Raw genomic sequence first — 11,966 nt, 5'->3', positions numbered from 1 at the left:
CCGTTCAGCGCGACGGAAGGCCAAGCACGCGCTTGGCCGTGATGTTGTTCTGGATCTCGAAGCTGCCGCCGTAGATCGAGAAGGCTCGGCTATGCAGCCAGGCGCGGGTCGCCTCCAGTTCCTCGGCCGAGAAGCCGTCTCCGTCCCAGCCCAGGCCCTGATTGCCGAGAATGTCGACGACGAGTTCGGCACGTTCCTGCGAGATCGCGGCGCCCAGATTCTTGAGCACCGACACCGCCGCGCTCACGCCGTTCTCGGCCTTGGCGGCGGCGGCCGAGCGATTGACATAATGGGTGTAGGCGCGGTTGCGGATCGCGTTGCCGACGATGCGCTGGCGCAGCACCGGATCGGCGATCCGGCCATGATCGTCGACACCCAGATAGCGTTTGGCAAATTCGGCGAGGCTCGGCGCATCGACGCGCCCGGTCGCCAGGCTGTCGCGCTCGAACTGCAGCAGGCGCTTGGCGATCCCCCAGCCCTGGTTGACGCCACCGATCATATTCTCTTTCGGCACCGCGACGTCGGTGAAGAAGACTTCGCAGAAATGGGTCGATCCGCTGATCAGTTCGATCGGCCGCGCATCGACGCCCGGCGAGCGCATGTCGATCAGCAGGAAGCTGATCCCACCCTGTTTGCGGCTGGTATCGGTGCGGACCAGCGCAAAGCACCAATCGGCATGATTGGCGCCCGACGTCCAGATCTTCTGCCCGTTGACCAGCCAGTGATCCCCCTTGTCCTCGCACCGCGTCTGCAACGACGCGAGATCGGATCCAGCGCCGGGTTCGGAAAAACCCTGGCACCAGCGCACTTCGCCGCGCGCGATCGGCGACACGAAGCGCTGCTTCTGGTCCTCATTGCCAAATTCCAGCAATGTCGGCCCGAGCATCATCTGGCCATAGGTGCGATTGGGCTGGAAGGCACCGACCCGTGCCATTTCCTCGGCAAGAATTCGCGCCTCGCCCTCGGAAAGGCCGCCGCCGCCATATTGGACCGGCCAGGTCGGCGCACCCCAGCCTCGATCGACGATATTGCGCAGCCAGAGGCCGAAATCGGGGTCCGCATCGGCATAGGCCGCGTCGGTCAGATAGGGTTGCGGGCTTTTGAACGCGAGCGAGCGTGGAAAATTCGCGTCGAGCCAGGCCGCAACATCAGCGCGGAACGACTCGCCCCCTCCCTGCCCATTCACGTCCACGCTCTCCACGTCCTTTCCAACGGCCTGCCATGCGCCAACCCTGCCCGCATGGCGGCTTCACCGCTTGCCGGATCGTCCCAAATCACTGGACCCGACCCAACCAAAACTGCATTGCCGTATACTTTTGTGGCACACTTCCCACGACAGGGCAAGGCCGTGTTGGCACCGATGACGGCGCAAACTTGCGTGACCGAGCAAGATTTCTATAGTGGCCGCCACTGGCCGGCGACGGCCGCACGCCCCGGAATCCCGCAGGACAACAAAGCGCAATGACGATCGAACTGGACCGGGGACTCGTTTATTCCAGCGCGGCGATCCACGAACGCCGGCGCCGCATTCTCGAGGAAACGCGCAAGATGATCGCCGAGCGCGGCCTCTCCGGCTTCAGCATGGACGAGATCTGCAAGCGCTCGGGCGTCGCCAAGCGCACGCTCTACAATGCGTTCCAGACCAAGGAACGCATGGTCGCGATCGCGATTCATGAATATTTCGAACGCTTCATCTCGCGCCTGCCCTATACCGGTCCGCAGGGCACGATGAAGCGCAACATCGAGCGAATGGTGTTCGTGATCGAGCGCAACCGCCAGATCCGCAATTATATCAGCGCGATCATGTCGCTCTATTTCGCGCCCAATGCCGATCCCGACATCTGGACGACGATGCATTCGATGGCGGTGAAGCCGAACTTGCAATGGATCCAGGCCCTGAAGGCGCGCCGCCAGCTTCAGCCCTGGATCGATGTCGACACGCTGGCCGACGATATCGTGCGCTGCGAATATGCGATCGTGAACGACTGGTGCCAGGGGCGGATCGAGGATGACGGCGTGACGCTCCACCTGGTTTCGAGCGTGCTGACAGTGATGGCGGGTGCGACGCGCGGCACCGCGCGGCGAGAGATCGAACAGGCGCTTCAGGATTATCAGCAATCGGGCCTGCCCGTTTTCGCGCAACCGGCCGCGCGTATCGAGGAAGCCGCCACGCAGGCCTGATCCTGCCAAATTCGGCCAACACCTGGAACGGGCTAGAATTTTAACCGGTAATGCAATATTGGAGCATGACTGCGACAATAGCGACCGGAGAGCGAGGCGTGGCGCGATGACGAAATCACCAGCATCGGACAATATGGCCGCACCGAAACTCGTGGCCGAACGCCGCGATGGCGACGTGGTTCTCGTCACCCTCGCCCGGCCCGAGGCGAAGAACGCGGTGTCGTTCGAGATGTGGCGCGCCTTTGCCGAACTGCTCGACTCGCTCGACCATGACACACCGGCGCGCGCGCTGGTAATCCACGGCGCGGACGGTTTCTTCTCGGTCGGCGGCGACCTGAGGATCCCGCCCGCGCAAGGCGCCGGCGCATTGGCGCTCGCGACGCGGCTCGAATGGGGGCAGCGGGTGATCGCCCGGCTACGTCGCCTGCCGATTCCGGTGATCGCCGCGGTCGAGGGCGGCGCCTATGGCGTGGGCTGGGGGCTGGTCCTGGCCTGCGACATGATCTTCGCATCGTCGAGCGCCAAGTTCGGTGCGCCTTTCGTCGATTTCGGGCTGGTGCCCGATGGCGGATCGGCATGGTTCCTTGCTCGCCAGCTCGGCCGGCACCGCGCGGCCGATCTGCTGTTCTCAGGTCGTTCGATCGATGCGGAGGAAGCGCAGGCGCTTGGGCTCGTCACCCGGCTGCACGATCCGGGCACCGTCACCGATGCGGCACTGGCCTTCGCCGCGACGATCGGCAAGGGCAATCGCCACGCCGTCGAACTCACCAAGAGACTGCTTCAAACGGCGGATGGCAGCGACCTGGATGCGGCGCATGCGCTTGAACTCGCCTATTGCGCGATCCTCCAGGACGGCGAGGAACTGGCGCGAGCACGCGAAGCCTTTGCCGCGCGCCGGAAAAGCTGAGGCATGGAACTCGACATGCGCAGCCTGCCGCTCGCGGCACGCTACAAGATCCTCAATTCGACGGTGACGCCGCGCCCGATCGCCTGGATCACGTCATTGTCCGAAAGCGGCGTGCTCAATGCGGCGCCGTACAGCTTCTTCAACGCGGTCGGCGACGATCCGCCGATGCTGGTGCACGGTCTGCTCAAGCACCATGTCCATAAGGGACTCAAGAACACGGCGTCGAACATCGTCGCTACGCACGAATATGTCGTGAACCTGGTGTGCGAGGACGATGCCGAACGCATGGTGTTGACCAGCGTCGATGCGCCCGACGAGGTGAGCGAGATCGACTATGCCGGCCTCGAGACCTTGCCGTCGACGGTGGTGAAGCCGCCGCGCATCGCAAGCAGCCCGGTCAGTTTCGAATGCCGGCTGGTGCAGGTGATCGACTTTCCCCGGCAATCGGTGGTGCTCGGCGAAATCCTCGTCACGCACATCAAGGACGAATTCGTGCTCGATCCCGCCAAACTCTATCTCGATACGCCTGCGATGAAGCTGATTGGGCGCACGCATGGCAGCGGCTGGTATGTTCGCAATTCGGACCGGATGCAGATCGATCGGCTGGATTATGATCCGGACTGGATGGCGAAGAGCTGAGGGCCGTCCCATCTTTCCCGTTTGCTTCGAGCGAAGGTTCGAGCTTGTCGAGAACCGTAGTCGAGAAGGGTTCAGTGCCGAGCTTCTCGACGGGCGCGTCTCGACTTCGCTCGACGCTGCTCGAAGCGAACGGAAAAGCGAGTGGGCATCACGCCCGCCAATGCGGCAATGCCAGACCCGGCGCCTCGACCTTCAACTTCCACAGCCGGCCGTTGCGCATCGACGCAATGTACAGCTCGCGCAGGTCAGCCCCGCCAAAGGCGAGCCCCGTCGGCATCTGGATCTTCGTCGATCCGGCATCGACGATGACGTCGATCACCTGCCCCCGGGGCGTGATCGCGACGATGCGGTTGGCGAAGGGGATCGTCGCCCAGAGATTGCCTGCGGCGTCGAAGGCGATGCCATCGGGATGGCCGAGCCGGACACGTTCGGCGGGCGGCATCGCAACGATCGTGCTTGCCTGGAGATTGTCGGGCGCTTCACCCAGTCGCGGGCCCCAAATGGCGGGATCGCCATAGCCCCCGTCACGCCGGCGCGAGAGGCGCACGATATTGCCGGCCGCAGTCTGTGCGACGTAGAGATGGCTGAAATCGGCGTCGAAACAACAGCCATTGGCGCCGCGAATGCCCTGATGGACCATCTCCACCTGGCCCGACGGATCGACGCGATAGACGAAGCCGGCGGGATTGGTCGTGCCAATATTGGTGGGGTCCGCCCAAGTGGAATGGGTGCAATAGACCGACCCATCCTCGCCGATCGCCGGGCCGTTTGAGGCCACCAAAGGACGACCGTCGATCTCGGCGGCGATCGTCTCGATCGCGCCGCTCTCCAGATCCAGCCGCTGGAGCGTGCCGGGCAAATTCTTGAGCAATCCGAAATTGGCGATGATCATCCGCCCCTGGCGGTCGAGCGCGATGCCGTTGGCTGCCGGCGCGACGCCGATCGGACGGCGCGCGCCACCCGGCCCGATCTCGATCACCGCGGCGGCGGACGAGGAGACATAGGCGCGCCCGTCCCGCGCAAGCGCAACGCTTTCGGGGCGCTCGATCCCGTCGGCCACCAGTTCCAGTGCGTCCAGCGACATTGGCCTTGGTGGCGCGCCATGCGCGAAGCCACCGCGCGCGCAACCGGCAAGCGATGCCATCGCGACCAGTGAACCGAGCATCGTCCGGCGCGGGATCGACACCGTCATGACGTCGAGAATCCCCTGCCCTCCGCCACCAGCCGCTCGAGCAGCGGCGCAGGGCGGAATTCCTCGCCATGTTCGGTATGGAGCGCGCGGAGCCGGTCGAGAATTTTCGGCAGCCCCTCCAGCTCTGCCCAGAACATCGGCCCGCCGCGATAGACCGGCCAGCCATAGCCGGTGATCCAGACGGCATCGATGTCGGACGCGCGCGCCGCGATCCCTTCGTCGAGGATCTTCGCGCCTTCGTTGACCATCGAATAGAGGCAGCGTTCGACGATTTCGCTGTCGGCAACCGGGCGTCGGGCGATGCCCTGCCGCGCCGCGAAATCGAGGATCAGCTTTTCCGCGACCGGAGACGGCGTGCCTTTGCGTTTCTCGTCATAATCATAATAGCCGGCGTTGGTCTTCTGGCCGCGGCGGCCCATTTCGTTGAGGATCTCGCGTACGGTCGAAGATGATGAGGTCTCGGGATTCCAGCCCACATCCATGCCCGCCATATCGCGCATCTGGAACGGCCCCATCGGAAAACCGAAATCGTGGAGCACGCGATCGACATCCCAAGGGAGCGCCCCTTCCAGGATCAGCTTCTCGGCCTCGCGCTGGCGCTGGGCGAGCATGCGATTGCCGACGAAACCGAAGCAATTGCCGACGACCACGCCAACCTTGCCGATCTTCCTGGCGACCTGCATCGCCGTCGCGATCACATCGGGCGCGGTATCGCGGCCACGCACGATCTCGAGCAGACGCATGACGTTCGCCGGCGAAAAGAAATGCAGGCCGACGACATCGGCCGGCCGCGCGGTCGCCGCCGCGATCGCGTCGATATCGAGATAGGATGTGTTCGTGGCCAAGATCGCGCCCGGCTTCGCGACCGCATCGAGCCGCGCGAACAGCGCGGTCTTGATGTCCATCTGTTCGAACACCGCCTCGATGATCAGGTCGCAATCGGCGAGATCCGCGAGATCGAGCGAGGGCGTCAACAAAGCCATGCGATGCTCGATATCCTCGGGCTTCAGCTTCCCCTTGCTGGCGCTGACATCATAGTTGCGGCGGATCACCCCCAGTCCACGATCGAGCGCGTCCTGCGCGGTCTCGACGATCCTCACCGGCAGGCCGGCATTGAGGAAGTTCATGGCGATGCCGCCGCCCATCGTGCCCGCGCCGATCACACCGACCCTGGCGACCGGCCGCACCGGCGTATCCGCATCGATGCCCGGCACCTTGGCGGCCTGTCGCTCGGCGAAGAAGACGTGACGCTGCGCGGCGGATTGCGATCCGGCAAGCAGCCCTTCGAACAACCGGCGCTCCTCGCGCTTGCCCGCGTCGAAATCCATGGCGACAGCCGCCTCGATACAGCGGATGATCGCCTCCGGCGCTTCGAAACCGCGGAACTTGCTCGCATTGGCCTTGCGGAAGGTCGCGAAGACCTCCGGATCGGCCGCCAGCGGCAGATCGCGAATCCGCCGCAGCGGCCGCGCTTCGGCAATCACGGTTCGCGCCAATGCGATCGCGCCGGCGCGCAACGCGCCTTCGTCTGCGAGCGCATCGATCAGGCCGGTTGCATGCGCCTCGCGCGCGGAGACCTGACGGCCACTGGTGATGATCTCCAGCGCCGCTTCGACGCCGACGATACGCGGCAGCCGCTGCGTGCCGCCCGCGCCCGGCAACAGGCCGAGTTTCACTTCGGGCAGGCCGACCTTCGCCGACGGCACCGCGATACGGTAATGCGCGACCAGCGCGAGTTCGAGCCCGCCGCCTAATGCCGTACCGTGGAGCGCGGCGACCACGGGTTTCGGCGCCGATTCGACGACCGCCTGCAACTCGACCAGCGTCGGGCTGATGGGCGGCTTACCGAATTCGGTGATATCGGCGCCCGCGAAGAAGGTGCGGCCTTCGCAGATCAGCACGATCGCGGTCACGTCCGGATCGGCGACCGCGCGCTCGACCCCGTCGCGGATACCGGTGCGCACCCTGGCCGAGAGCGCATTGACCGGCGGGGAATCGATGGTGACGACCGCAATGCCATCTTCGATTTCATAGTCGGTCACGTCGTTCAGTTTCATCGGATTCCCTCTGATGCTCCGGTGGGGACCGCCTGCGAGGCCGCCTTGCCGCTGAGCGCGGCACGCGCCTCGCTGCGGATGAAGTGGCGCATGGCATCCAGCTCGTCCGGCGAGAATTCGGCGAATCTGGGCATGCCGTTGGGGACCAGCGCACCTTCGCTGACGACCGCCGCGAAGCTGCCGGCATCGAGCGGCACCGGCGAATCGCGCAGATCGGGCGCAGCGCCGCCGGCCTTGAGCCCCGCGCCGTGGCACAGGCCGCAATGCGCGCCGACCAGCACCCGGCCGCGCTCGACCTTTGCGGGATCGAGCTTGAAAGCGGGATCGGCCTGGAACGGCAGGCGCGTCATGTCAGCGGCGGGCAGCTTGGCCTTGCCGCCCAGCGCGAAGGTCAGCACGCGGCGCTTCTGCTGGCGATAGTCCCAGCCGAGCCCCGGCCCCATTTCGGTGCTGGCCCGCCAGCTTGCGATGACGCTCACATATTGGACGCCATCGACTTCATAGCTGATCGGATGGGCGAGGATGCCGTTCTGCGCATCGAACGACCAAACCCTGCTGCCGGTCCTCGCATCATAAGCGACGAACTCGCCCTTCACATTGCCCTGGAAGACGAGATTGCCCGCGGTCGCCATCGTCCCGCCATTCTTGAAGCCGGGAAGCGGGATCGACCAGGCCGGCTTCTGCCTCACCGGATCCCAGGCGAGCAGGCTATTGGTGTTGCCGGGCTCGACCTTGCTGCCCGGCGGCGGCGCGCCGACGCCGTTGTTGATCACCTGGCCCGGCGCGAATTTCCACTGGGTGAGATCGCCGGGGGGATCGGCATAGATGCGCCCCTGTTCGATCGCGTTGATATAGACGAGGCCGGTATTGGGGCTGAACGCCATCGCCTCGACGCTGTGCGCACCCACGGGCGAGGGAAAGACGGTGAAGGGCTTGCCACCCGGATAGCGCGCGGCCGGATTCTCGACCGGACGACCGGTCTTGAGATCGATACGGTCTGCCCAGGTGACATTCTTCACGAATTTCTCGGCGGAGAGCAGCTTTCCGCTCTCGCGATCGATCACATAGAAAAAGCCGTTCTTGGGCGCGTGCAGGATCACCGGCCGCGTCTTGCCGTCGATCGGCAGGTCCGCCAGCGTGATGTCCATCGCGGCGTTGTAATCCCAGGTCTCGCCGGGATTGATCTGGTAATGCCAGACATATTTGCCGGTATCGGCGTCGAGCGCGACGATCGAGCAGACGAACAGATTGTCGCCGCCGCCGGGGCTGCGAATCTTCTGGTTCCACGGCGTGCCGTTGCCGGTGCCGATATAAATGCGGTTAAACTTGGGATCGAAGGTGATCGCGTTCCAGGCGGTGCCGCCGCCGCCATATTTCCACCATTCGCCCGTCCAGGTCTTGGCGGCCATCGCCTGGGTCTCGTCCTCGAAGCCTTTCGCCGGATCGCCGGGCACGGTGTAGAAGCGCCAGAGCTGCTTGCCGGTCTTGGCGTCGTACGCGGTCACATAACCTCGCACTGGCGCGAAATCGCCACCACCATGGCCGATGATCACCTTGCCGTTGAAGAAAGTCGGCGGGCCGGAGATGTAGCGGCCGTCATTCGCCTCGATCGTCATCGCCGACCAGAGCGGCTTGCCGCTCTTGGCATCGAGCGCGATCAGCCTGCCGTCGACGGTGCCCGTGTAGATCCGGCCCTCGCCATAGGCGATGCCGCGAATGCCCCAGGCCGAACGCAGTTTCTCGCCAGCCTTTTGCGGCGCTTCGGGATCGTAACGCCACAATTCCGTGCCGCTTTTCGCGTCAAGCGCATGGACGATGCTATGGCCGGCCGCGAAATAATAGACGCCGTCGACCGCGATCGGCGCGGTCTGCGCGCTCGGCATCACGTCGATATCGTGAAACCAGGCAAGGCCGAGCTGGCCGATATTGCCGGTATCGATCTGCGTCAGCGGGCTGAAATGGCGTTCAGTGTGATCGCCGCCATAGCCGGGCCAGTTCTTGCCATCGCCGCCATCGTCGGCGGAATATCCGCTGCATGCCGCGATCAGCATCAGGGCGCATAGAGCGGCCAGCCTGCGCAAAACCATCGCGGTCATCCTCCTATCATCCGGTCGCTCGGCCAGAAGCGCTGCTTGAGCGCGCGCTTGTTGACCTTGCCCATCGCGTTGCGGCCGATATCGTCGACGAATTCGTAGGAGCGCGGGCATTTATAGCCGGCGATCCGTTCGCGGCAGAAGGCGTTGAGCGCCTGCGCCGTCGGCGGGGACGCCGGGTCGGCGGGAATGACGAGCGCCTTGGCCTCCTCGCCCATTTCCGCATTGGGCGCGCCGATCACCGCGACGTCGGCGACGCCGGGATGCTGGAGCAGCACATGCTCGGCCTCGGCCGGATAGATATTCACTCCGCCCGACACGATCATGTCGGAGATGCGATCGGTGATGAAGACATAGCCCTCGTCATCGACATAGCCCATCTCGCCGAGCGTGAAGACTCCAGGCGCCACATGCGCCGCCGCCGTCTTCTCCGCGTCGTTATGATAGACGATGCCGCGCCCGGTGATGTCGCGGAAGAAGAGCTGGCCGACTTCGCCGGTGCCCAGCTCGCTGCCGTCCTCGCCCAGGATCACCGCCTCGAAGGGCGGAACCGCCTTGCCGACCGAACCCGGCTTCCGCAGCCATTCGGGCGAGGTGATCATCGTCGTCGTGCCGGATTCGGTGCCGCCATAAGCCTCGACCAGCACGGGGCCGAACCAGTCGATCATGCGCTGCTTCACATCACGCGGACAGGCCGCGCCGGTGTGCGCCAGGCGCTTCATCGACGAGAGGTCGTAGCGCGCGCGGATATCGTCGGGCAGCGACAGCAGCCGCTGGAAATGCGTCGGCACCATCACGCAACCGGCGATCCGCTCGCGTTCGATCGTGGCGAGCACAGTCTGGGGGTCGAAATGCTCCACCGTCACCAGCGGCGTGCCACCGATCACCGCGCGGACCGACGTCAGCGGGCCGGTGTGATAGAGCGGCCCGACCGCCATCGACGGCCCTTCGGGAAGCGATGCGGACCGTTCGCGCATGATCCGCGCATAATCGGCGACAGTCGTGGCCGGCGGAAAATAGCTGGGTGGCGTATCGGTGCCCTTGGGCTTGCCCGTGGTGCCCGACGTGTAATGGAGATGCGGTGCCGGCTGCATGTCGCTCGGCGGCTCGACATCCGACGCAGCGGCAAGCCAGTCATCCCAGCCGATCACGCCTTCGCGTGGCGGACAGCGCCACGCGATCACCGTCGAAATTCCCGCCTCGCGCGCAGCCTCGATCGCCTTGTCGATCGTTTCGGGGCCGCAAAACAACGCGCCGGCCTGAGAGTCCGACAGGATATAGGCAAGCTCGGCCGCAGTCAGATGGAAGCTTGCCGGCACGGTCGAAATCCCGGCGAGCAGGCCGGCGAGATAGGCGATCACGGGTTCGGCCGCATTGGGCGCGAAGACGGCGACGCGGCGGGCGCGATCGAAGGGCAATGCCAGCATCGCATTCACCGCGCGGTTCATCACCGCGTCCAGTTCCGCCCAGCTATGGCGTATGCGTTCATCGGCAAGTGCGAGCGTGTCGCGGCGCCCGGGCGCCATATCGGCGATCAGCAACGACATTAGTGACGGCCCTCCGCACGCTCGATTGCCGGTTTCAGATAGAGCAGCGCCATCCGCATCGTGATGAATGCGATCGCATAGCAGCCGACGACGACGATCATCATCGACGTGCCGATCCGCGCATCCGACGCGAAGACGAAGGTGGTCAGCGCGCCGACCAGCGCCGGCCCCGCGCCCAGCCCCAGCATGGTGAAGCAGAACAGGAAGCCCGCGATCAACTTGCCGCGCACCCGATTGGGCGCAAGCAGCGAAACCACCGACGATGCGTAGACCATGAACGGCACCGTCGCGAACTGCACGACGCAATAACAGGCGAGGAAGACATAGGGGCTGCCGGTAACGAACAGCATCAGCGCGGCCGGCGCGATGATGAGGAGCAACCAGGAATAGACGCGCAGATGCGCGTCCTGCATGCCGCGCTTCGCGAAGAAGTGATCGACCACCGCGCCGGTGACGAGCAGCGATGCGCCGCCGATCAGGTTCAATATGCTGACGGGAAGGCCATATTGCAGTGGCGTCCAGCCGAATGCACGCGTCAGATAGGTCGGCACCCAGTTGGTCAGCGTGTAGCCGCAGATGGCGAGCGACGAGAAGCTAAGCAGCATCAGCGCCATCAGCGCACGGTGAGTGCGGAGGAATTCGCCGAGCAGCGCCCAGTCGGACTGGGCCTGCATCTGCGCGGCGGTCGCGGGATTGCGGCGGGCGGGTTCGCGGAAGGTGAAAAGCAGCAGCGCGAGCACAAAGCCCGGCAGCCCGACCATTGCAAAGACGATCTGCCAGGGTTCGGCATAGCCGAGCAAAGGCAGGTTGGTGCCGTGCAACGTGGCGGCATAGGCGATGGCGATGCCGCCCAGCGCGAACGCCGCCGCGGACCCCGCCTTGCCACCACATTGGAAGGTCGAGGTGGCGAGCGTCAGCCGTTCGCGCGGGAATTCGTCGGCAAGCAGCGAATAGGCGGCGGGAAGCAATGCCGCTTCACCGATACCGACGCAGATCCGCGCGATCAGCAGATGCGCGAAGCTGTCCGCCAGGCCCGAGGCGACCGTCGCGGTGGCCCAGAGCAGCACGCCGCCCAGGACGATCCAGCGCCGCGTGAAGCGATCGACCGCCCAGCCGAGCGGCAGGCCGAACACCGAATAGGCGATGGCAAAGGCGGTTCCGGTGAGCAGCCCGATCTGGAAGTCGCTGACGCCCAGATCCGCCTTGATCGGGATCACCAGCATGCTGATGATCAGCCGGTCGAGCCAGGAAAAGACGTAGAGGGTGAACAGCACCGCGACCATCCACCAGCTGCGGAAGGGCACGGCGATGTTCGGGGCCGTCGCGGTCGGTTGCTCGGTCGCCATCAAC

At 65.0% G+C, this 11,966-nt stretch carries 9 protein-coding genes; 3 read left to right on the top strand and 6 right to left on the bottom strand.

Features of this window, described 5'->3' with window-relative positions; genetic code table 11:
• Nucleotides 1-4: 4 nt before the first annotated feature.
• The gene (locus ACODTA_RS14110) at nt 5-1,186 is read right to left on the bottom strand and encodes an acyl-CoA dehydrogenase family protein (protein ID WP_489066547.1); all 1,182 of its coding nucleotides are present in this window, start codon (nt 1,184-1,186) and stop codon (nt 5-7) included.
• A 275-nt stretch (nt 1,187-1,461) separates the two neighbouring features.
• On the opposite strand from ACODTA_RS14110, the gene ACODTA_RS14105 reads away from it, so the two are divergent.
• The 3 genes from ACODTA_RS14105 to ACODTA_RS14095 all read left to right on the top strand — a co-directional run bounded on the left by ACODTA_RS14105 (nt 1,462) and on the right by ACODTA_RS14095 (nt 3,727).
• Nucleotides 1,462-2,181, top strand: a complete 720-nt coding sequence (locus tag ACODTA_RS14105) for a TetR/AcrR family transcriptional regulator (protein ID WP_489066546.1) — start codon at nt 1,462-1,464, stop codon at nt 2,179-2,181.
• A 106-nt stretch (nt 2,182-2,287) separates the two neighbouring features.
• Nucleotides 2,288-3,088, top strand: coding sequence for an enoyl-CoA hydratase/isomerase family protein (locus ACODTA_RS14100; protein ID WP_489066545.1), 801 nt, complete (start codon nt 2,288-2,290; stop codon nt 3,086-3,088).
• A gap of 3 nt (nt 3,089-3,091) precedes the next feature.
• A complete protein-coding gene (locus ACODTA_RS14095; RefSeq protein WP_489066544.1) occupies nt 3,092-3,727 on the top strand; it encodes a flavin reductase family protein in 636 nt (211 codons plus the stop codon).
• 148 nt (nt 3,728-3,875) lie between these two features.
• Here the strand turns inward: ACODTA_RS14095 and ACODTA_RS14090 are convergent, their stop codons facing one another.
• Genes ACODTA_RS14090 through ACODTA_RS14070 form a run of 5 tightly spaced genes read right to left on the bottom strand, consistent with a single transcriptional unit; the run spans nt 3,876 to nt 11,962 of the window.
• Complete coding sequence (locus tag ACODTA_RS14090; RefSeq protein ID WP_489066543.1) at nt 3,876-4,919, bottom strand: SMP-30/gluconolactonase/LRE family protein; 1,044 nt, start codon at nt 4,917-4,919, stop codon at nt 3,876-3,878.
• A complete protein-coding gene (locus tag ACODTA_RS14085) occupies nt 4,916-6,976 on the bottom strand; it encodes a 3-hydroxyacyl-CoA dehydrogenase NAD-binding domain-containing protein (RefSeq protein ID WP_489066542.1) in 2,061 nt (686 codons plus the stop codon). The genes ACODTA_RS14090 and ACODTA_RS14085 overlap by 4 nt, the downstream gene beginning before the upstream one ends.
• Complete coding sequence (locus tag ACODTA_RS14080; RefSeq protein WP_489066541.1) at nt 6,973-9,072, bottom strand: PQQ-dependent dehydrogenase, methanol/ethanol family; 2,100 nt, start codon at nt 9,070-9,072, stop codon at nt 6,973-6,975. The genes ACODTA_RS14085 and ACODTA_RS14080 overlap by 4 nt, the downstream gene beginning before the upstream one ends.
• Nucleotides 9,069-10,616, bottom strand: a complete 1,548-nt coding sequence (locus ACODTA_RS14075) for an AMP-binding protein (protein ID WP_489066540.1) — start codon at nt 10,614-10,616, stop codon at nt 9,069-9,071. Before ACODTA_RS14075 ends, ACODTA_RS14080 begins: the two co-directional genes overlap by 4 nt.
• The gene (locus ACODTA_RS14070) at nt 10,616-11,962 is read right to left on the bottom strand and encodes an MFS transporter (protein ID WP_489066539.1); all 1,347 of its coding nucleotides are present in this window, start codon (nt 11,960-11,962) and stop codon (nt 10,616-10,618) included. The genes ACODTA_RS14075 and ACODTA_RS14070 overlap by 1 nt, the downstream gene beginning before the upstream one ends.
• Between the last annotated feature and the right edge of the window lie 4 nt (nt 11,963-11,966).

Source organism: Sphingomonas sp. FG14 (genome assembly GCF_057809675.1).
Note: the sequence above shows the minus strand (reverse complement) of the source record. Positions and strands in the feature narration are given on the sequence as shown.

Bases quoted from the DNA above. Each gene is read 5' to 3' on its own strand.
- ACODTA_RS14095 (WP_489066544.1), top strand. From the start codon at position 3,092: ATGGAACTCGACATGCGCAGCCTGCCGCTCGCGGCACGCTACAAGATC.
- ACODTA_RS14070 (WP_489066539.1), bottom strand. From the start codon at position 11,962: ATGGCGACCGAGCAACCGACCGCGACGGCCCCGAACATCGCCGTGCCC.
- ACODTA_RS14090 (WP_489066543.1), bottom strand. From the start codon at position 4,919: ATGACGGTGTCGATCCCGCGCCGGACGATGCTCGGTTCACTGGTCGCG.
- ACODTA_RS14075 (WP_489066540.1), bottom strand. From the start codon at position 10,616: ATGTCGTTGCTGATCGCCGATATGGCGCCCGGGCGCCGCGACACGCTC.
- ACODTA_RS14085 (WP_489066542.1), bottom strand. From the start codon at position 6,976: ATGAAACTGAACGACGTGACCGACTATGAAATCGAAGATGGCATTGCG.
- ACODTA_RS14100 (WP_489066545.1), top strand. From the start codon at position 2,288: ATGACGAAATCACCAGCATCGGACAATATGGCCGCACCGAAACTCGTG.
- ACODTA_RS14080 (WP_489066541.1), bottom strand. From the start codon at position 9,072: ATGACCGCGATGGTTTTGCGCAGGCTGGCCGCTCTATGCGCCCTGATG.
- ACODTA_RS14105 (WP_489066546.1), top strand. From the start codon at position 1,462: ATGACGATCGAACTGGACCGGGGACTCGTTTATTCCAGCGCGGCGATC.